Source organism: Flavobacterium qiangtangense, assembly GCF_042658345.1.
Classification (GTDB): Bacteria; Bacteroidota; Bacteroidia; order Flavobacteriales; family Flavobacteriaceae; genus Flavobacterium; species Flavobacterium qiangtangense.
In genome coordinates this window covers 340,500-361,466 of the sequence record NZ_JBHSQB010000003.1, presented here as the reverse complement: position 1 = coordinate 361,466, position 20,967 = coordinate 340,500, and the positions used below count along the sequence as shown (strand labels likewise).

The window sequence follows — 20,967 nt, the reverse complement described above, 5'->3', positions numbered from 1 at the left end:
AAAATCATATCTTTGTCTAATAACCGTATCAATTTTTTATTGAAACTCTGACACAAACTATTGGTTTGTTTGACTTTTGAAAATTTGTACCTCTATTGTACCTCGCAACCTGCAAGGTACTGCTAAAATTAGTTATTTTCTGCATCGGGAAATAAAATTAATCTAAGTATTAAAATTTAATCTGGGTCAGCTAAAATTCGATACAATTGTACATTTGAAATGTAATATTGATTTTCAATAGAAATTTGGGACAATTTGGCGCTCACCAGATTATTTTCTCTGGAATTAATTAAGAACATAGAACTTTCTCCAAACGAAAACAGGCGTTCTTCTGAATCCAGCATCGTCATGTAATCTTGAACCAAATTGTCAATTACATTCTTCTGCTTTTTCAACGACGAAATTTCTGTCTGTTGTGCTTTAATTTTATTTCCAAGTTCTAGTCTTTGCTGTTCAATATCAAATTTTAAATCCTGAATTTTAAGCTTTGCAATTTTTAAATTTCCTCTTTCTTTTCTCAAAAAAATTGGAATACTGAAATCGACATTGAATTTGTAATCTTCGGTATTAAATGTATCAAAATATACAGGTTCTGAAATATAATTGTAGCCTACATTTAGTTTTGGCAACAATAAATTGGCTTTCAACTTTCTGTTTATTTCAAGCATCGAAAGTTTGGTTTCTAAAGCCGTCATCTTTGGGTGTGAACCAAGCGACTGGCTGTCAAAAATAGCTGTGTCGGTTTTTAGCGTTTCTGGTAGCGTTTCCATCAGATTTTCTTCGGGCTTCATGTTTGCATTTAATTCAACCGGCACGTTTTCAATCCAAAGATAATTGGAAAGATTTAATGAAGCTTTGGCCAATTTTAAATTTCCGTTTTCCAAATTTAGTTCACGATTTCTTACCGTTATTCGCGCCTCAACGCTATCAATCGCTGGAGAATCGCCCAACTCAATCAGTTTTTTTATTCCTTTAAAACGCGTGCTGGCAAAACCAAGGTAACGCTTATAAAGAACGGCTTCGTTAAAACAGCGTCGCCATTCAAAATAAGCTTCGCTCGCTTTATAAAGTACTTCAATCGCCTTCAATTTTCGCTCCGCATCGCTTAATGTGAGTTGCAATTTTCCTGATCTGACGTCGGCCATTCGTTGGTTGATGAACAAGCCTTGCCCCAACGGAACGCTGATTCCAAGAGATGTGAGACCTGCTTCTGGCGTTCGATTTTGTGGATTGAAATAAGTTCCGTCAGTATCGTCGAATCCTGCCTTTACTTCTATTCCATACCAAGTGGGAATTTTAAAACTGCTGTTCAACAGCGAATAATATTCTGTTCCCTTAAATTCTTTTTTGTTGTAATCTACTTCAATTTTCGGATCAAAACCGCCACGCGCTGCCATCAATGCAGCTTGTGCCTCGCTCACTTCAAGATTGGCCTGCTTTACCATCGGATGGTATTTTTTTACATAGCCCAAAAATTCACGGTAGGTCAATTCTTCTTTGTTAAAATCATTGCTTAAATCTTGTCCGCTTGATTTTGTAATTCCTGCAAAAACCAACAGGAAAATTATTTTTAATATCAGTTTCATATTATTTCTTATCCTTTCCATTGGCTTCTTTTTGTCCGACATAATAATTTGGAGGAAAACCATTTAAGTTACGCCATATTTCATACCAAATTGGAACCGTTTCAAGCAAAGCAATACTTTGTGCGCCTGCGCCGATACTAAGTTCTTTTGGCCATTTCTCGTTCGGATTTTCTGGAGAAACTAGAATTCTATATTTTCCGTTTGCACTGATGAAATTTTCGATCGCCACGACTTTTCCACCAAAAGTTCCGTAAGACAATCCAGGCCAGCCCGAAAATACGATTCTTGGCCATCCGTCAAACCAAACGCGAACCTTTGCACCGCGATGAATCAACGGCAGATCAATCGGCTCGACATAAGTTTCCACGGCAATATCATAACTTTCTGGCATGATGCTTACGATTGGAGTTCCTTCTTTAATCGTTTCGCCAAGACCCGCCAAAAGAGCGCGGTTTATATAACCGCTTTGAGGAGCAGTGATGTAATATAATCCATTTCTGATGCTATAATTCATATATTGGTTTTGCAGTTTATTTACTTGAGCTTCAGTATCATACTGTGTGCTCAAAGCCGTAAACTTATCACTCTTCGATTTTGAAATCTTTTCTGAATATTCCGCCGTAATTCGGTTGATTTCCACGCGCGCATTGATTAATTCATTCATGCTACTCAAAAGCTTGTTTTCCTGCGTAATAATATAAGCTTCTGATTCTTGGAGCTTCAGCCTTTTTTGTTCCACATCCGTTAGCGGTTTCAATCCTTCTTTGTTAAGCGCCACTGAACGGTCAAATTGGGTTTGGGCAATTCGCAATTGGGTTTTTACCGCCTGAAGGTCCATGCTGTCGCTTTTGATTTTTAAAATTGCCTGCTTGATTTTATTTTGCGCCTGTTTTAACTTCAGTTGTCGTTCTGTACCAAGTGATGCTGCCTGCGTGTCAAGCGAGTTAACCTTGTCTCCATAAGATTCGACTGCCATTTTTTTAGCATCGACTTGCTGTTTTGTATTTCCAATTAAATTAGGATCCAGATAATCTTCTTTGATTTCGGTAATAAAAAGAATCGTATCTCCTTTTTTTACAAAATCTCCCTCTTGTACAAACCATTTTTCAATACGACCTGCAATTGCATTGTGAACCGTTTGCGGTCTTTGGTCTGGTTTTAACGTAGTGACAGCACCGCTTCCGGAGACATTTTGTGTCCAAGGCAAGAAAAGGCATCCGATTGAAAATAATAAAAAGCCGATAATAATTCGGTTCAATAATTTATAATGAGGCCTTCGGGCTACGTTTGTAATCGACTGATATTTCCCCGGCGTGATCAGCACATTATTTTCTTTAGATAAATTGAGCATGGCTAGAGTTTTATATCGTTACTAATTTTTCCTTCGTAGATGGTAATCATGCGATTGCATTTTTCTTTCCAGATTTCATTTTTCGAACTTACCACGACGGTCCAATTATTTTCTTCAGAAAGCAGGAAATCCACAATCTTTTGAGAAGTCAAACTGTCCATCTTATCGACAGGATCTTCTAGAAATAGAATATTTGGCCTGTTAACAATACTTCGGGCTAATAATATTTTTTGGATATCAGATGCTGAAAGTTCACTTCCGCCCGGATGAATTTGATTTTCTAAACCATTTGGAAATGTCTTGATGTAAGGCGTCAGGCAAACGTTGTCCAAAGCCCATTTCAAATCCTCGCTATCCAATGTGTCATTGCCAAAAAGTATGTTTTCTCTGATGGTGCCCGCAAAAAGCGTATCGCCTTGCAAAAAAGTTCCCGCATGAGCTCTGTAAGTATCTTCGTCTAAGCGATTCATATAATTGTCGGTCACATACATCGCTCCTTTTTCTGGCTCTAACATTCCGGAAAGCAGTCGTAAAAACGTACTTTTTCCGGCGCCGTTAGATCCGGTAACCAAGATTTTTTCGCCTTGCGCTATTTTTAGATTGATATTTTTTAAGGATTGTTTGCTGTAACCCGGATATTGATAGCCAACATTTTCAGTTTCTATAGTCAATCCTTCAACAGAAATTCCCGCTGTCTTTGGAATACATGAAATTTCCATGTCGGTGACCTGTCCAATTTTTTCTACCGAAGTAAGCACATCATAAAAAGATTCTAACCCAAATATTATTTTTTCTACCGAATTGATCAGCAAAACGATAACGATTTCTGCGGCAACAAACTGACCGATATTCATCTGATGGTGAATTACCAGAAAGCCTCCGATTGAAAGCAATGCAGCCGTTACTAAGACTTTAAAAATGGTCAATTGAATGTATTGTTTTTTCATTACCTGAAAATGGCTTTCCCTAAAGTTTACGTATTCTGAAACGTAGGCGTCATTTCGTTTTAAGGCATATTCAAAACTTTTATTTTTTCGGAAGCTTTCGCGACTTCGGGCAATTTCTTGGAGCCAAGCTGCAACTTTGTACTTGAATTTTGATTCATTAAGGCTAGTTTCAAGTCCGTCTTTATAAGAATATTTGAAAATAATATACAAAATGGCGATGAAAAGCAACCCGATTACCATAAAGAAAGAATGATAAAGCACCAATAATATGATCCCGAAACCGACTTGCAAAAAAGCGGCACAAAAATCTAAAAGTAGCTTCGCTGTTCCTTTTTGCACCATCAGCGTATCAAAAAAACGATTTGCTTTTTCAGGAGCGTACTCAGAATACATCTCCTTAAATTTGATCAATGGCATACGATATGCAAATTCAAAAGATGAGCGCACGAAAATACGTTGCTGGAGATTTTCCACAATTCGAAATTGCAGAATGGTCAGCACACCACCAAAACCCACTCCGACAGTTACAAGTAAAACCAGTACAATCCAGGAAACACTGAGCTGACCGCTCTGAATAAAATTAATAATTGCCTGTATTCCTAAAGGCAACGAAAGGTTTACCAAACCGGCAAAAGCAGCGTAAAATATGATTTGATACACATCGCGCTTGTCAAGTTTAAGCAAATTAGTAAAACGTTTGAAAGGTGTCATAAAGTTTTATAAAATAATTTTAATAGATAATAACACGGCAAAAAAAGCCATGCAAAATGACCTGAGATTTTCTCAGACCGGAATGAATATCTATGCGATTATTTGTGGAGGTGGCACCTGAATGGTACCATGAAAGTCGAATTGAAAAATAGGATTTTCTTTGTAGTTTCTTGCAGTAGCTTTAATCTGAAATTGCATTCTAAACCACGATGAATCGATCGGGAGTAAGTAATCTTGCAGTGCAAGTCCCTTTGCCAGCTTTAATGTTTTACATTCTTTAGCTCCAAATTCTTCTAATTCTTCGGCAATACCTTCGCATTGAAATATTTTTTTCAACAAGTTGCCAGCGATGCCTTCGATAGATTGCATTGAGGTTGCGTCGTTTATTGTTGGCAGAAGGCTTCGGGAAATATTAATACTGCTGATTGAAAAATAACCAGTCATGAGTACCAAAAGGCACTTGCACAAAAGACTATTTTTTATTCTATTCAGCATCGTTGGGGGAAAATTTAGCAGTGCAATTTAAGGCTAAATTTAAAGCGCAACATTAGAATAACATTAGAATTGAAAGGTCATTTTCTTAATTAAGCGTTAAGAAAAATAGTCCGATTATCGATCGATAGACGATTTAAATTAAATTTGAAATAAAATAAGCCCGATAAATATCGAGCTCATTAGTATCAAAATTATTTATATTTTTTTCGGATTTTATTTCTATATCCCAACATTATTTAACTGGTCATCTTAATGCGAGTGCCCGCCACCGCCTTCATTTTTCACCAAATGGCTTTGGATATAATAAGCGCCTTTCAAGACAATCTTGGCATTTTCCTCTATTTTATGCAAGACTGAAACCTGAACAAATCCCAATTGTGAAGTACCTGTTTTCACTTCAATCCTTTGAAAATGGAATGTTTTCCCTTCATGCTCATGCGCGTCGCCATCTTCGTGAGAATGGCCTTCTTTTTCATCGTGATTTTCCTCTTGATGGCCTTCTTCCAAGATAAAAATAAATTCCCTTCCATCAGCTTTCACGACTGCATCCACGGGAAGTGCGGGGACATTTCTGGCGCCAACGTCAATCAATGCATTCACATACATTCCGGGAATCAGCGTCTGACTTTTGTTAGAAATATCAGCATGCACAGCAACCGATTTGGTTTCATTTTCAAAGGCTTTGCCGACATTAAAAACCTTACCGTTGATTTCAGTATTGTCTTGGTTAGTCAATACAAATCTGATGTTCTGACCGGGTTTTACTTTCTGTAAATCTTTCTCATAAACCAACAGATCCACATGCAATTGCGAATTGTCAACGATGCTCAAAAGCGGTTTCCCCACTTCGGCATTGCTTCCGATTTTAATATTTATTTCGGTAATAAATCCTGAAATCGGAGCAACAATCGGCATGATCGAACCGGTATTGTTTCCTGCATTCAAATTCAAAACTGCCAATTGCTGTTTCAACGAGCTGAATCTTGCTTTTTCCACTTCAAATTCAGCCTTGGTCTTTTGAAATACTTTTTTAGAATTTACATTCTCATCACTCAATGTTTTCTGCCTATCATATTCCAACGTCAGAAATTCTAAATTGCTTTTTGAGGTCAGAAAAGCTTCCTGCAACTTCGCAAATTCTGGGCTTTCAATTGTGGCCAAAACCTGCCCTTTCTTGACCGATTGGCCTTCAATAATATTGATAGATTTCACAATTCCAGTCAGGTGTACTGAAACGTCGGCTTGGTTCTGAGGAGGCAATTTGGTGTAACCGTTCGCATTCACAACTTCGCTTAAATTCTTCATCGAAAAAGTTCCCAACTCAACTTCTGAAGCGTTGTATTGTGCTTCGTTTAGCTCCACTTCCTTAATTGGCGTCTGGGCTGTCGGCTTCTCGATTTCGGTTGCATTTTCTTCGCTATGATCGTGTCCGTCAGCATCTGAATGGCGGAGTAAAAAATAAAGGATTACCGCAATTGCAGTAACCGCAAGGCTTCCGTATAATATATTTTTTTTGTTCATCTTTATTGATTTACCAAAAACTGCAAGTTGATTACAGTCTGATTAAAATTATTGATTGCGTTGATGTAATTTGTTCTGATTGCAAGTGCGGTTTCAAAAGCTTGTACATACTCTACATAAGAAACATCGCCGTTTTGATAGGCCTTGCCAGCGTTTTTCGTAATTAAATCTGCATTGGCCAAAGCGGTAGTTTTGTAATAATCCACCAAAGATTGAAACGTATTCAACTGCTGGATTTGCTGTTGGTAATGGGTTGACAATTCTAATTTCAGGTAGTCGGCGTTCTTCTGCTGTATTTCAATATTTGTTTTGGAAGCTTGAATCTTTGACACATTGCTTCCTGCAAAAATCGGAAGCGAAATCCCAACCGAAAACCCCTGAAAACGAGGTGAACCGTCATAATAAATCGCCTGTCCGTTTACTTCTTGGTTTCCTGTAAAAGATTGTATAAAATATCCTGCGGAAATATCAGGCATCAAAATTGATTTTTCAACTTTTCGATTGGCTTCAGCTACATTTATTTGTTGCGAAGCCATTTTCACATTCGGATTTTCCTTGACCAAAGTACTGTCTAAAATCCCAAACGTCGGTAAGGCTACAAAAGAAGTATCGCTTGAAGCAAAGTTTTCCTGACGGTTTAAAAACGTTTTGATCTTAGATTTTTCTACCCAAATCATAGCGTCGTTGTGCTTAATTTTTTGTTCCAATTCTTGCTGTTTGGCTTCTGCTGTAGTTTTTTCAAGCGAATTGGTTTCGCCTGTTTGAAAACGCAACGAAGCCGAACGTACAAATTTCTGCATCAGATTGTTTTGTTTTTGCAACATTTTATTCAATTCAGAATAATACAAAAGCGAGTTCCAAGACTGGCGGATATTAAACGTAATTTCCTGTTTTGTAACGCCCGTTTTTAATTGGCTCAAATTGCTATTTTCTACCAATAACTTCTTTTTGGCACCATATTGAAACGGACTGAAGCTTTGGGAAATGCTGAAATTTTTGTCTTGGGCGTTGGTATTTATCTGCCCAAACGTGCCGAGAATTTCCGTTTTTGGTAATTCGTATGCGCTTCCTTTTAATTGAGAATACATCTTGCTTTCAAGTTCAGATGATTGAATTGTAAGGTTGTTTTTATTCGCGAATTCTAAAGCGTCTTTTAAAGACAAACTTTGTGCATTTGAAAATTGGCAATTGGCAATTAGCAATAGACAAAGGGCAATTGGCAATTGGCAATATTTTAAAATTGGCAATTTACAATTGGCAAGAATAACAAGAAATTTAAATATCAACTTTAAAAATTGCAACTTGCCAATTGTGTATCGCTCGTCGCCTATTGCCGATTGCCATTTGCTTGTTGTAGATTGCTTATTGCCAATTGCACATTGCCAATTGCCAATTGCCAATTGAAACTTGTCAATTATTTTATACTTTTTCATATTAATATTTTTCAGGATTAGAAATCATGTGGTGTAATAATCGCCCTATTTCTTCATTTCTAGATGCAAAATCGATTCTGGTTTGTTGATCAATATAATCACAATGAAAAGCGAAATCAATCCAAACTCCTGTTTCAGAGTTTTCTGAGTCACAATCAGATAACTTAGAAACAAAATGTGCTGGATATTGTTTTTTTCTGTAGGCTTCGGCCAAATTTGCACACACACTTCTCGAGCTTCTACGCATTTGATCAATTAAAGAATATCGCTCTTCTTTTGGAAAAGTTTTACTTTTATTAAAAATATCCATCGCTAGCATAAATGCTTTTTTATATACTGTTGTTTCTTTAAAGTTTCTAACACTCATTTTAATTTTTTTTTATATGGCTTACTAATTGCTTATTTTAAATTTTTTATTGTAAATTGTCAATTGCCCATTGTCAATTGCCTATTCTCCTTTACGTTTAAATCCTTTTTCAAAATAATAATATAATATCGGGAGAATAATAAGTGTCAAAATTGTGGCTGTCAATAATCCTCCGATAACAACAGTTGCCAGCGGTTTTTGTACTTCCGCGCCAGCGCTACTGCTGATTGCCATTGGAAGAAATCCCAATGATGCGACTGAAGCCGTTAAAATCACAGGTCGCAACCTGACTTTTGTACCTTCTTTTATACGCTCATAAATATCGTTCACGCCTTCTTTTTTAAGCTGGTTGAAATAAGCAATCAAGACGATTCCGTTTAAAACCGAAACTCCGAATAGCGCAATGAAACCAACGCCTGCGGAAATACTGAAAGGCATTCCTCGAAGCCATAAAGCAAAGATTCCTCCGATTGCTGAAAGTGGAATTGCAGTAAAAATCAACAGCGATTGTTTGATGGAATTAAATGTGAAATACAGAAGAATAAAAATTAATCCCAGAGCGATTGGAACCGCTACCATCAATCTTGCGTTGGCATCAATCAGGTTTTCAAATTGTCCGCCATACGTAGTATAATATCCTTCTGGGAGTTTTAGATTTTTATCTAATTTGGCTTGAATTTCTTCCACAACTCCTTGTGTGTCGGCGCCTCTGACGTTAAAACCAATCACTATTCTGCGTTTCCCATCTTCACGGCTGATTTGCATCGGTCCGTCTTCGTATTTAATATCGACAACTTGCTCTAACGGAATTTGGTTTCCAGAAGGCAAAGTGACAAACAAAGATTTCAAATTAGAAATATCCTGACGGCTGTCAGCTTCCAACCTTACGACCAAATCAAATCGTTTTTCGCCCTCATAAACCGAACCGGCGGCTTCACCTGCAAAACCAATTCTTATGACGCGATTCAAATCACCGATGTTCAATCCGTAAAGCGCGAGTTTGTCTTTGTTATAACGAACCGTGATTTGTGGCAGGCCGGCAACGCGCTCTAATTTGGCATCAGAAACACCTTCAATTCCTTGAATTAACTGCATGACTTCATCGCCTTTGCTAACCAGCATATCAATATCATCACCGAATATTTTTATAGCCACATCGCTTCTGATTCCGGTCATTAATTCATTGAAACGCATTTGAATCGGCTGGGAAAACTCGGTTGTGGCACCTGGAATTTCTTCCAAAGCTTCTTCCATTTTTTCCATCAGTTCTTCTTTGGTTTTGGCAGAAGTCCACTCTTTTTTGTCTTTCAAAAGGATAATCATGTCACCGGCTTCAATCGGCATCGGATCGGTTGGAATTTCTGCACTTCCTATTTTGGTAACGACCATTTTAATTTCTGGGAACTTGGCTTTTAATATTTTTTCTGCCTTTGTTGTGGACTCAATTTCCTGCGATAACGAACTTCCGGAAGCAATAATTAAGTGGGTTGCGATATCGCCTTCGTCTAAATTTGGAATAAATTCTCCTCCCAAAGAATTGAAAATAACTAATGAAACAATAAATAATCCCAAAGCAGAAGCTAGAATTATTCCCTTGATTTGCAATGCTTTTTCCAAAATTGGTGTGTAAAATCGGGTAATTCTTCCGATGATTTTATCACTTAAAGTTAATTTGTGTCCGGTTTCTTTTTTCAATACCAAAGCACTCATCATCGGAACATACGTTAGTGATAAAATGAAGGCTCCCAAAATCGCAAACGAAACCGTTTGTGCCATTGGCGAGAACATTTTTCCTTCAATTCCAACCAAAGCCAAGATCGGCAGATATACGATTAAAATAATAATTTCTCCGAAAGCCGCACTGCTTCTGATTTTGGCGGAAGCCTGATAAACTTCCTCATTCATTTGGTCTGAAGTCAAAGTTTCTTTTTTCCTGACTTGAAGTCTGTGGATGATGGCTTCGACAATGATTACTGCGCCGTCAACTATGATTCCAAAATCGATTGCACCAAGACTCATCAAATTGCCGCTTACGCCAAAAAGCTTCATCATTGAAATGGCAAATAATAAAGCGAGGGGAATTACCGAAGCTACAACTAGACCGGCACGCCAGTTTCCTAGTAATAAAACCAAGATGAAAATTACGATCAACGCACCTTCGATCAAATTAGTTTCAACGGTTTTTATGGCTTTGTCAACCAATTTTGTGCGATCCATAAATGGTTCGATGGAAACGCCTTCGGGCAAGGATTTTTTAATCTGCTCCATTTTTTCCTTGACTCTCTTGACAACTTCACCGCTGTTTTCGCCTTTGAGCATCATCACCATACCACTGACTTCCTCGCCGTTTCCGTCTTTTGTAACAGCTCCATATCTGATACTGCTTCCGATTTGGACTTTGGCAATATCACGGATTAGAATCGGAATTCCGTTTTGGTTTTTGACTACAATTTTATTGATATCTTCGATACTGCTGACCATTCCGATGCCTCGGATAAAATAAGCATACGGTTTTTTATCAATATATGCGCCACCTGTATTTTCATTATTGGATTCCAAAGCTTCAAAAATCTCAGGAATCGTGACACTCATGCTCTTTAATTTATCCGGCTGGACAGCGATTTCATATTGTTTTAGGTTTCCTCCAAGTGTATTTACTTCAGCGACACCAGCAGTTCCGGTAAGTTGAGGCTTGATAATCCAGTCTTGGATGGTACGCAAATCGGTGGCGTTATATTTATCTTCGAAGCCTTTTTTAGGAAAAACTACATATTGATAAATTTCTCCCAAACCGGTGCTGACTGGCGCCATTTCTGGACTTCCAACATTTTTAGGAATAGTACTTTCTGCTTCTTTCAAACGTTCAGATATTTGAGATCTTGCCCAATAAATATCTACATTTTCTTCAAAAACAACGGTAACAACGCTCAATCCAAAACGGCTGATGGAACGCAATTCCACGATTTTTGGGATTGGTTTTACGGCCTGTTCAATTGGGTAAGTGATAAATTGCTCGACTTCTTGAGTTGCCAAAGTGGGCGAACTCGTGATAATCTGAACCTGATTGTTGGTAATATCTGGCAACGCATCGATGGGAAGATTGTAAGCAGAATAGCTTCCGACGATGATTAATGCCAGTGTGAACAGCCCAATAATAAATTTATTATGGATGCTGAAATGGATAATCTTATCTAACATAGATTATTAATATAATGTTGATTTATTTTAGCTTTCGCTAAATTTTATTTGTGGAAATTCCACGAAATAGCCGCCGACTCGCATCGGCAAAACATTATACTAATTGTGGCGGTTGCCAAATCGATCCGTAGAAATTGGAAGTTATCGATTTATAAAAACTTGTGGTTTGAGTTTGAAAATTTTCAAAGTAAGAAACTTCAAAAATAACTGCTGGCTGTGCGACGATTATTGGAGTTGTACAGCAGGAACAGATGCAAAAAGGCGTGCAGAAATCTTCGTGGTGCTCGTCTTGAGTGACTTGCGAAAGGTGTGTTTTTGAGAATATTTCTGTAGTCGCATGTGCGTCATTACAAGGCAAAACCATCAATACCAGTAAATAAACTGATAAAAAAGAAGTTAAGAATTGCTTTGCGTGTTTCATAATGTAAATGTAGAGAAAAAATCTTCTTAAATATCATATAAATGAATTGTTAAAAATAAATTTGGAATAAAATTTGTCTTTAACTGATGTACTTTTTACTTAGGCGAAAAAATCTTTAACAATCAGCAATTTTTGTTATGAAAAAGGTCGATCAATTGCTATTATTTGCTTTATTTTTGAATTTAAATATTCGATTCTTGTTTCTTTTCAGTAAATTGAATTCGGTAAACTTTGAGGATTTTAAAGATCAATATCGCTGTTTGGGAAGAATAAAAATGAATTTAGTTAAATTTGAAATTTGTAAAGTAAGACATTATGGAAAAATATTTGCGTCAGTTAATTTCGATAGAATTTGAAGATAAAAAAGAGATTTTTACTGGTTTTTTGATTGATTGGACAGAAGACTGGATATTGATAAAAAATAATCCGGTTGATTTTATTATTGACGGATATACAATTTTAAAAAATAAAAATATAAAATCGATTATTCAAGATGAAGACCACGAATTCACGGAAAGAGTAATTAAGTTGAAAGGGTCTAAAACCAGCGCTGAAGAAATAATTCCGCTAACCAATTTACACGCAATATTAAATTTTTTGAAAGATAAGTATGAAATATTTCAGCTTGCCAAAAAATCTGACAAAGCCGTTTATTTAGGAAAAATGATTGCATTAGATAAAGAAGAACTTGAGATTGATTTTTTAAGTCCAGAGGGTGTTTTTGAAGGAGAAATGAGCTTCAAACTGAGTAAAATTAGAGTAATTGAATTTGATACCGATTACATAAATTCACTGAAATTAATTGTCGAAGAAGAAAGAAATAAATAAGTTTTGATACGTAACATTTTCAAAAAACATTTCCTTTAAATTAGAAAACTTGTTCAATTAAGTAATTCGTTTAGACGTTTCTCCGCAAAAATCTGATCATAATGTTATCAAGTATTTTATCTATATTTGGCGGATAATTTATTTTTTCCCCTAAAAATTACGATTATATCAATTTCTACCTATTTTATTTATAAATAAAAACCAAGTTGAACAATAAAGATTCACACGACATAAACTCGCTCACTACTGAACTAAAAAACAGTAGCGAAGTTGCGTTCCGCAGTCTTTTTGATCTTTATTACCAAGATATTTATAAGTTCAGCTTCAGCTTATTAAAGTCTAAAGAATTTGCCGAAGAAAATGTGCAGGATGTGTTTTTAAAAGTTTGGCTTCACCGAGAAAATTTAGATTTAGAAAAATCATTTAAAGCATATCTTTTTACGATTGCCAGAAACGGCGCTTTTAATTTTTTGAACAAAGCGGCAAACGATGCTTCCTTAAAAGATGAGGTTTTTTACGCCAGCCAAAAATCATATGACGAAGGAGATTATTCCTTAAGAGAAGAAGATTGTAAAAAGTTGCGAAAACAAGCGATAAAACAGCTGCCGCCAAAACGGAAAAAGATTTTTAAAATGTCGCGAAAGCATGGAAAAACATACGAAGAAATAAGCCAAGAACTCGGAATTTCTGTCAGCACTGTTAAAAATCAAATGAGCAAAGCTTTAGAAACGCTTCGGATATATTTGAAGGATCACGGCGACGGAATCGCCTAAAACGTTGTAGAAAATTATCAAATCACCTTTTTAGGTGATTTTTTTTTGAATTTATTTCAAAAATAAATAGCTAAAAATCAGAAAGTTATAAATTATCTTAAAAAAAACTTAAAAATCTATAACGTTTGAGTAGTACTCAAAATGCTTTCAACTGTATTATAGAGAGAGTTACTAAAAATCATAGAATGATCCAAGATTCAGATATAAAAATACTATTGCAAAAATTTGTTAAGAACCAATGTAATTCTTTGGAAATAGAACAAGTAATTGCTTATTGCAAATCGAATAATTTAACCGAAGATTTTCCGACGGTGGAAGAAATTCAGCTTTTACTTCAAGATCTTCCAGAAATGGAAAAAATGACGGCTGATAAAATTTTCGCTAACATCCTTTCAAAATCTAATGAGCCAAAAGTAATTCCAATTCCAAATCGTAACCGTTCTTGGATGAAATATACCGCAGTTGCAGCTTCACTCCTGCTTCTATTGGGAATTGGGATTTCCTATCAACTTGGAAATTTTGATAAATCAGAAAATCAAATTTTAACTGGAAACGAAATTACGTTACAGTTAGAAAATGGCGAAATCCAAGTTGTTTCTGATAAGACAAAAATCGACGTAAAAGATTCAGACGGAAACATAATTGGAACCCAAACTGGAAACAAAATCGTGTATAACAAAACTGCTTCCGCGGGAAAATTGGTTTACAATACCTTGAAAATTCCTTACGGAAAACGTTTTGAATTGCAATTGTCTGACGGCACTTCCATCCACTTAAACGCCGGAACTACTTTAAAATATCCGATACAATTTATTACTGGTAAAAATCGTCAGGTTTATTTAGACGGTGAAGCTTATTTTGATGTTTCAAAAGACAAATTGCATCCGTTTGTTGTAAACGCTGATGAGCTGAATGTGAGAGTTTTAGGAACTCATTTCAATATTTCAAATTATCCTGAAGATGAAATGACCGATGTTGTTTTGGTCGAGGGTTCGGTTGGTCTTTATGAAGCGAACAAAGAATTTGATGCTGAAAACAGTACCATTTTAAAACCTGGTTTTAAAGGAAGTTTTGATAGAAAAAATAATAATATTTCAACGAAATCTGTTGATACCGAAGTTTATACAGCTTGGGTTGATGGCGAACTTTATTTGAGAAATATGAGTTTTGAAACCATCTGCAAAAAGTTGGAAAGACAATATGATGTCACGATTACCAATAAAAATTCACGATTGGCAAATGAGAAATTTAATGCAAGTTTTAAAGAAGAGCCGATTGAAAAAGTACTGAGCTATTTTAACGATGTTTATGGCATCCAATACACGATAACAAATAAACAAGTAACTATTAAATAACCCCCTAAAACGTTTTTTAAAAATGAAAAAGTGATTATATAAAAAAGGAAAATCGGAAAAAGCCTGAGAACAATTTCCGATTTATTAAGTGATTGAGAACCTAACTGATCCATTACAATCAATAACAAATTTATGAAAAAAAACCCAAAGAATGGTGGGCTTAAATTTCCATTGTTCAAAATTGACCTGAAAGTGAAACTAACAACACTGCTTCTCTTAGTCGCAATGTTTAATGTCAAGGCAAACAGCTTTGCTCAAACCAAAGTTAGCCTGAAATTAAACAATACAACCGTTGAAAAGGTTATTGAAACCATTGAACGAAAAACTGATTTTAGATTTATTTACAATCTAAAAGACATTGATTTAAAACGTGTCGTGTCAATTCGTGCCAACGATGAAAGCATCGCCAACGTTTTAAACACGCTTTTTAAAGGAACTTCCACAGATTATAAAGTGCGCGAAACGCAGATTATTTTAAAAGCCGGAACTTCTGAAAAAACAATTAATCAAGTTGGTAAAAAAGAAATTATCAAAGGAAAAATCGTTGACGAAAGCGGTTTGCCTCTTCCTGGCGCAACGGTCAAAGAAGTTGGAAAAGAGAACGCAACCATTTCTGATATCGACGGAAACTTTGAATTAACCGTAGAAAATAGCGACGCAATCGTCATCGTGAGTTACGTTGGTTATAGCGATTTTAAAATGTCTGCCAACCAAAATATCGGAACGATTACTTTAGTTCCAGCTCCAAACGAGTTGAACGAAGTGGTTGTTATTGGATACGGAACTTCGACAAGACGTGACGTGACCGGAGCCGTTGGTTCAGTTTTAGAAAAAGACATGAACAAAGGCGCATTGGTAAATCCGTTACAATTGATCGGCGGAAAACTTGCCGGTGTAAACATCACGCAAACAGGTAGCGAGCCAGGTGCCGCGCCTTATGTGAGAATTCGCGGAATTTCTTCTTTGATTGGAGGAAATGATCCATTGGTAGTTGTGGACGGAATCCAAGGAAATATGGATTTATTGAACCAAATTCCTCCTACCGAAATTTCCTCAATCGATGTATTAAAGGATGCTTCGGCAACTGCCATCTATGGATCTCGTGGAGCTCCGGGTGTAATTATCGTTACCACTAAAAAAGGTGCTGCGGGAAGAACAACGGTAGAATTTTCTGCAACAACTTCTTACGATTATATCCCAAAGAAATTAGACATGTTAAATGCTGACGAATGGTGGTCTGCTGCGCAAGCTATTGGCGTGCCAGCTTCTGCAAATCACGGAGCAAACACTGACTGGTATGATATTTTGACAAAAAGTGGTGCTACGCAAAACTATACTTTGTCTTTTGGCGGTGGAACTGATAAATTCAGTTACCGTGCTTCAATTGCAGCGATTTTGCAAGATGGAGTTGTGATCAATTCACAAAACAAAAAATACATCGGTCGTGTTCAAGCAACGCAATCGGCATTGGATGATAAATTGAAATTAACTTTCAACTTGAACAGCGGCGTCAGCGAAGATACGCGAATGGTTCAAAGTATCGGAAGAGCATCTTTTACTTCAAATTTGATTACAAATGCCTATGTAATGCGTCCGACTGATCCTGTTTTTAACACGGATGGAAGTTATTTTACAGATCCAAACGTTTTCCAATATTTGAATCCCTATGCTGTGGCTCAAACAGTTACCAATGAAAACCAGACTGATAATTTATTCGGAAGCTTGAAAGCTGATCTTGAATTGTTTGAAGGTTTCACCGCAGGTTGGTTCGGAAGCTGGAGAAAAACAGACAGCGCAACCGGATACTACATTCCAGTGGAGTCAACAAGTTCGTATGCAATTGACCAAAAAGGCATCGCAAACGTAACGAACAACAGACAAAACGAAAGGTTGATGAACATCAGCTTGAACTATAAAAAAGAATTCGGAATTCATTCTATCAATGGTTTGGCGCTTTATGAGTGGCAAAACCAAGCTTACCAAGGAAATTTTGCACAAGCAAGAGGTTTTATCAATGACATCGCAACTTACAATGCGTTGCAACTTGGTGATATCAGTAGCGTGCTTCCGGGGGACATTTCGTCTTATAAGAATGATAGAACTTTAGTTTCTTTCTTAGGGCGTGTAAACTACACACTTTTAGACCGTTACCTTTTTACAGCAAGTTTAAGACGTGACGGTTCTTCTGTTTTTGGAGAAAATAACAAATGGGGAAATTTCCCTTCTGCTTCTGTGGGATGGCAAATTGAACAAGAGCCTTTTATGGCTAACCAAAAGATATTCAGTCAATTAAAATTACGCGGTGGTTATGGTGTAACCGGAAATCAACAAGGTTTGTATCCTCAGAATTCTATTTCTTTAGTAGGTTCGGCTGGAGTGGTTTATTTTGGTGGAGTTCCGATTCCTAATTATAACGTGACTCAAAATGCAAACGCAGATTTACGTTGGGAAACAAAAAAACAGACCAATATTGGTTTAGATTTCACCATGCTTGACACGCGATTAAGAGGTTCTGTGGATGTTTATAGAGCGGTAACTGACAATTTGTTATTCAATTATACTGTTCCTCAACCACCATTTCCGTTCCCAACGATTATGGCAAACGTGGGAAGTATCATGAACAAAGGTTTGGAAGTTGCACTTGCTTATGACGTTTTAAAAACTGATAATACAACGGTAACTCTTGCCGGAAACGCAACTTTCATGAAAAATAAAGTCTTGAATTTAAGCGGAAGCATTAACGGAGTTCCGCTGAATACAGATTATGTTTCTTGGGGACCAAGCAGTTATTTAATTACAGGTGAATCGATCGGTACTTTTAATATTTTACAACATTCTGGAGTTGACGGCTCAAATGCAGAAACAGTTCTTGATGCTAACGGCGACGGTGTTATTGACCAAGGAAACAGAAGTGCTGATAGAACTATAAAAGGTTCGGTGTTGCCAACTTACACTTTTGCCTTCAACCCAACTGTTCAACATAAAAATTTCGATTTTTCAATGCTTTGGAGAGGTTCTGGAGGAAATAAAATTTACAACAACTTGAGATCGACTTTAAGCTACCAAGAAAATATCGGTAGGTCAAATGTTTTGGCAAGTTCTGTTCCAATGGGAATTTATACTTCGCAATACAGCTCAGATCTTTGGTTGGAAGACGGATCTTTTATCAGACTTGATAACGCGACTCTTGGTTACAACATTCCAGTTACAAAAATGAAATACATCGAATCGCTTCGTCTTTCGGTAACGGGAAGTAACTTGATTTTGATCACAGATTATTCAGGATTGGATCCAGAATTAAACTTCAGCGGCGGAAACGGTGCTGGTGGTGATAATGGAGTTTATCCTCGAACAAGAAGTTTTGCTGTTGGATTAAATGTAAAATTTAAATAAGATATGAAAATGAAAATGAAATTTGCGTTACTGATAGCTGGTTTTAGCCTTCTATTAACAAGTTGCACAGACATAGACGAAAATGTTTATGACAAATATACTGCTGATGATTTTTATGCTTCGCCAGAAGGATCTGATGCCGCGCTGGCAAGCGTTTATGCTCAAGTTGCGGGAAACTGGGACGGTGTTGGTTATGCCGGAGCCGATAACGGATGGTATGATTTGAACTGTATGTCGTCTGACGAACAGGTGATTCCGCACAGAAATACTGGCGACTGGCAGTTGGATTTTGCCCGAGTTTACAAACACGAATGGCAACCAACAGATTTGATGATCAGAAACACTTGGAACTGGCTTTACAAATCTATTTTTAATGCCAATCTTGCGGTTTCACTTTTAGAAAATGCGAATGCCGATCCTTCAAAAATTGCGGAAGCTAGGGTTTTAAGAGCATTTTTCTATTATTTATTGATGGACGATTATGGAAATGTTCCTTTTTATACAGAAAATAATTTAACCGTAGATCAAATTCCGCAAGCAAGTCGTGCCGAAGTTTATGATTTCGTGGTAAGCGAATTGACTGAAAACGTAGAATTGCTTTCTGCTACAAAAGGTGGAAATTACTATGGCCGTTTCAACAAATGGGCAGGTTACACTTTATTGGCAAAAGTATATTTGAACGCACAAGTTTATACCGGAACGCCAAGATGGACAGAAGCTCTTGCAGCTCTTGAAAAAGTAACTGAAGGCGGATTTTCTCTTCACGGCGCGTCAGCAAATGCGTCAAGCCCAAACGGAAATCAATATTTTGAATTATTTGGAGATGTTTTGCCAGAAGACGAAACAATCTTGGGAATTTTTGCTACTGCAAATGTAGTTTCAAGAAATATTTATGGCGTAAGAAGTTTGTATGGTGCTCACGCTCAAGCTTTATTCGGATTTAGCGGTTGGAACGGAACGATTGTTCCAACAGATTTCTTCGAAAAATATGACGAAAATGACATCCGTAGAAATCAATTTAGATTTGGTCCTCAACCAGGCGGTTTCAATTATTCTTTGGAAGTTGCTTCTTTAGACAACCCTGGTGCTGCGCCACAAGCCGGAGTTCGCGGATTGAAATTTTATCCTGTGGGTCAAATGGACGGCGGCGGTGCCTCAAATGATTTCCCAATTTACAGATATGCAGACATTTTATTGATGATTGCTGAATGTAATGTTCGTTTAGGAAATGCTGGCGCTGCAAAACCACACGTTGACGCCATCAGACTTCGTGCCGGATTAAATGCTTTGGCTGCTGACCCAACATTAGATGATATTTATGACGAGCGCGGTTTTGAATTAAACTGGGAAGGTCACAGAAGACAAGACATGATTCGTTTCAATAAGTTTTTGCTTCCTAATGATTTTAGAGGTGCTTCAAGCGAATTCAGAAAATTATTTCCAATTCCAACGGATGCTTTGAATGCCAATTTATTGCTTCAACAAAATCCTGGATACTAAAAATCAGCTATTATGAAAAAATATATTAACAAAATTGTAGCACTTGGCGCCATCGCACTTTTTGCTGCTTCTTGTACAGACGATGGCGAACTTACAACTTTAGCAACCGTTAATTTTGACGGAAATTTAGAAGCAAGTCCGAGCACTGTTGTTCTTACTCCAGAAAATAAATATGTTCCGGTAACCACAATTTCTTGGGAAGACGTTGCTTTTCCAATCGAAGCTCCGGTAGTTTATACTTTAGAATTTGATATTCCTACGGATACAATCGGAGCGAATGCTTGGGTAAATGCCACAAGAATTGTTGTTGGTGAAGATGTTTTAAGCAAATCTTTTCTTGGAACTGATTTAAATGCTTTGGCACTTGATCTTGGTTTGGAAGTAGATGTTGAAAATCAAATCGCTGTGAGAGCCGTTGCCACAATGGACAGAACAGTTTATTCAAAATCAATTGTTTTAAACGTAACTCCTTTTGTAGAAGAAATTACGATTACAGAAATTTATATGCCGGGCGCTTACCAAGGCTGGAATCCAGCGACAGCTTCGGTTTTGACAGCAATTGAAAACGGAGTATTTCGTGGATATGCGACTTTCCCAGCCGGAAGTTTGGTTTTCAAAATCACTCCCGAAATGAATTGGGATCAATTTTATGGTGCTAACGGAAACGGTATAATCGCACTTGGTTCTGACACTGATCTTTCGGTTCCAGCGCCGGGAAGCTACCAAATTACGGTAAACTTAAACACGTTGACAATCACGGCAGTTCCTTATACTTTTGGAATTATTGGAACAGCAACAGCTGGCGGTTGGGACGCTGACACTGATATGACTTATGATCATGTCGCAAAACGTTGGACATTCACAGGTCCGTTGATTTCTGGAGCTTTAAAATTCCGTTTGAATGATGCTTGGACTGTAAATTATGGTTCAGCCAATGGCGAAAACGGAGAAATCGTTGACGGAACCGTACTTTTAGATAATTCAGGAGCACACACGATCAACGAAGCCGGAACTTACAAAGTGACTTTTGGAATAAATCAGCCTCCGGCAACTGCTGTTTATTCTGTAGATAAAATTGATTAGGCAAA

Annotated in this window: 14 protein-coding genes and 2 pseudogenes; 7 read left to right on the top strand and 9 right to left on the bottom strand. The window is 37.1% G+C overall.

Annotated features, from left to right (window positions below):
• Positions 1-176 precede the first annotated feature (176 nt).
• The 9 genes from ACFPVY_RS01690 to ACFPVY_RS01650 form a co-directional block, all read right to left on the bottom strand.
• Positions 177-1,607 carry a TolC family protein gene (locus ACFPVY_RS01690; protein WP_379789959.1) on the bottom strand — a complete coding sequence of 477 codons (1,431 nt, stop codon included), beginning with the start codon at positions 1,605-1,607 and terminating at the stop codon, positions 177-179.
• Positions 1,588-2,937 carry an HlyD family secretion protein gene (locus tag ACFPVY_RS01685; protein WP_379789958.1) on the bottom strand — a complete coding sequence of 450 codons (1,350 nt, stop codon included), beginning with the start codon at positions 2,935-2,937 and terminating at the stop codon, positions 1,588-1,590. Before ACFPVY_RS01685 ends, ACFPVY_RS01690 begins: the two co-directional genes overlap by 20 nt.
• Positions 2,938-2,939: 2 nt before the next feature.
• Positions 2,940-4,595: a peptidase domain-containing ABC transporter gene (locus ACFPVY_RS01680; RefSeq protein WP_379789957.1), complete on the bottom strand. Its 1,656-nt coding sequence runs from the start codon at positions 4,593-4,595 to the stop codon at positions 2,940-2,942.
• Between the two features lie 90 nt (positions 4,596-4,685).
• The gene (locus tag ACFPVY_RS01675) at positions 4,686-5,063 is read right to left on the bottom strand and encodes a hypothetical protein (RefSeq protein WP_379789956.1); all 378 of its coding nucleotides are present in this window, start codon (positions 5,061-5,063) and stop codon (positions 4,686-4,688) included.
• Positions 5,064-5,339: 276 nt separating this feature from the next.
• Complete coding sequence (locus tag ACFPVY_RS01670; RefSeq protein ID WP_379789955.1) at positions 5,340-6,611, bottom strand: efflux RND transporter periplasmic adaptor subunit; 1,272 nt, start codon at positions 6,609-6,611, stop codon at positions 5,340-5,342.
• 2 nt (positions 6,612-6,613) lie between these two features.
• The gene (locus ACFPVY_RS01665; RefSeq protein WP_379789954.1) at positions 6,614-8,044 is read right to left on the bottom strand and encodes a TolC family protein; all 1,431 of its coding nucleotides are present in this window, start codon (positions 8,042-8,044) and stop codon (positions 6,614-6,616) included.
• A gap of 1 nt (position 8,045) precedes the next feature.
• A complete protein-coding gene (locus ACFPVY_RS01660) occupies positions 8,046-8,411 on the bottom strand; it encodes a four helix bundle protein (protein ID WP_379789953.1) in 366 nt (121 codons plus the stop codon).
• 81 nt (positions 8,412-8,492) lie between these two features.
• Positions 8,493-11,609 carry an efflux RND transporter permease subunit gene (locus tag ACFPVY_RS01655; protein ID WP_379789952.1) on the bottom strand — a complete coding sequence of 1,039 codons (3,117 nt, stop codon included), beginning with the start codon at positions 11,607-11,609 and terminating at the stop codon, positions 8,493-8,495.
• Positions 11,610-11,703: 94 nt separating this feature from the next.
• On the bottom strand, positions 11,704-12,030 hold the full coding sequence (locus ACFPVY_RS01650) for a DUF6660 family protein (RefSeq protein ID WP_379789951.1): 327 nt from the start codon (positions 12,028-12,030) through the stop codon (positions 11,704-11,706).
• 315 nt (positions 12,031-12,345) lie between these two features.
• On the opposite strand from ACFPVY_RS01650, the gene ACFPVY_RS01645 reads away from it, so the two are divergent.
• From ACFPVY_RS01645 to ACFPVY_RS01615, 7 genes and pseudogenes are all read left to right on the top strand, one after another.
• Positions 12,346-12,858: a hypothetical protein gene (locus ACFPVY_RS01645; RefSeq protein WP_379789950.1), complete on the top strand. Its 513-nt coding sequence runs from the start codon at positions 12,346-12,348 to the stop codon at positions 12,856-12,858.
• Between the two features lie 206 nt (positions 12,859-13,064).
• Positions 13,065-13,631: an RNA polymerase sigma-70 factor gene (locus ACFPVY_RS01640; RefSeq protein WP_379789949.1), complete on the top strand. Its 567-nt coding sequence runs from the start codon at positions 13,065-13,067 to the stop codon at positions 13,629-13,631.
• A 185-nt stretch (positions 13,632-13,816) separates the two neighbouring features.
• Positions 13,817-14,986 carry a FecR family protein gene (locus tag ACFPVY_RS01635; protein ID WP_379789948.1) on the top strand — a complete coding sequence of 390 codons (1,170 nt, stop codon included), beginning with the start codon at positions 13,817-13,819 and terminating at the stop codon, positions 14,984-14,986.
• Positions 14,987-15,118: 132 nt separating this feature from the next.
• Complete coding sequence (locus ACFPVY_RS01630; RefSeq protein ID WP_379789947.1) at positions 15,119-18,379, top strand: TonB-dependent receptor; 3,261 nt, start codon at positions 15,119-15,121, stop codon at positions 18,377-18,379.
• A gap of 3 nt (positions 18,380-18,382) precedes the next feature.
• A pseudogene (locus tag ACFPVY_RS01625) lies at positions 18,383-19,864 on the top strand (RagB/SusD family nutrient uptake outer membrane protein); the annotation flags it as partial.
• Positions 19,849-19,908: pseudogene (locus tag ACFPVY_RS01620) on the top strand (hypothetical protein); the annotation flags it as partial. The pseudogenes ACFPVY_RS01625 and ACFPVY_RS01620, both read left to right, overlap by 16 nt.
• Positions 19,892-20,962, top strand: a complete 1,071-nt coding sequence (locus ACFPVY_RS01615) for a SusE domain-containing protein (RefSeq protein WP_379789946.1) — start codon at positions 19,892-19,894, stop codon at positions 20,960-20,962. The pseudogene ACFPVY_RS01620 and the gene ACFPVY_RS01615, both read left to right, overlap by 17 nt.
• The last annotated feature ends 5 nt before the right edge of the window (positions 20,963-20,967 follow it).

Excerpts from the sequence above, each read along its gene's own strand:
- ACFPVY_RS01630 (WP_379789947.1), top strand. The coding sequence starts at position 15,119 with ATGAAAAAAAACCCAAAGAATGGTGGGCTTAAATTTCCATTGTTCAAA.
- ACFPVY_RS01660 (WP_379789953.1), bottom strand. The coding sequence starts at position 8,411 with ATGAGTGTTAGAAACTTTAAAGAAACAACAGTATATAAAAAAGCATTT.
- ACFPVY_RS01670 (WP_379789955.1), bottom strand. The coding sequence starts at position 6,611 with ATGAACAAAAAAAATATATTATACGGAAGCCTTGCGGTTACTGCAATT.
- ACFPVY_RS01645 (WP_379789950.1), top strand. The coding sequence starts at position 12,346 with ATGGAAAAATATTTGCGTCAGTTAATTTCGATAGAATTTGAAGATAAA.
- ACFPVY_RS01635 (WP_379789948.1), top strand. The coding sequence starts at position 13,817 with ATGATCCAAGATTCAGATATAAAAATACTATTGCAAAAATTTGTTAAG.
- ACFPVY_RS01665 (WP_379789954.1), bottom strand. The coding sequence starts at position 8,044 with ATGAAAAAGTATAAAATAATTGACAAGTTTCAATTGGCAATTGGCAAT.
- ACFPVY_RS01685 (WP_379789958.1), bottom strand. The coding sequence starts at position 2,937 with ATGCTCAATTTATCTAAAGAAAATAATGTGCTGATCACGCCGGGGAAA.
- ACFPVY_RS01615 (WP_379789946.1), top strand. The coding sequence starts at position 19,892 with ATGAAAAAATATATTAACAAAATTGTAGCACTTGGCGCCATCGCACTT.
- ACFPVY_RS01680 (WP_379789957.1), bottom strand. The coding sequence starts at position 4,595 with ATGACACCTTTCAAACGTTTTACTAATTTGCTTAAACTTGACAAGCGC.
- ACFPVY_RS01655 (WP_379789952.1), bottom strand. The coding sequence starts at position 11,609 with ATGTTAGATAAGATTATCCATTTCAGCATCCATAATAAATTTATTATT.
- ACFPVY_RS01650 (WP_379789951.1), bottom strand. The coding sequence starts at position 12,030 with ATGAAACACGCAAAGCAATTCTTAACTTCTTTTTTATCAGTTTATTTA.
- ACFPVY_RS01690 (WP_379789959.1), bottom strand. The coding sequence starts at position 1,607 with ATGGAAAGGATAAGAAATAATATGAAACTGATATTAAAAATAATTTTC.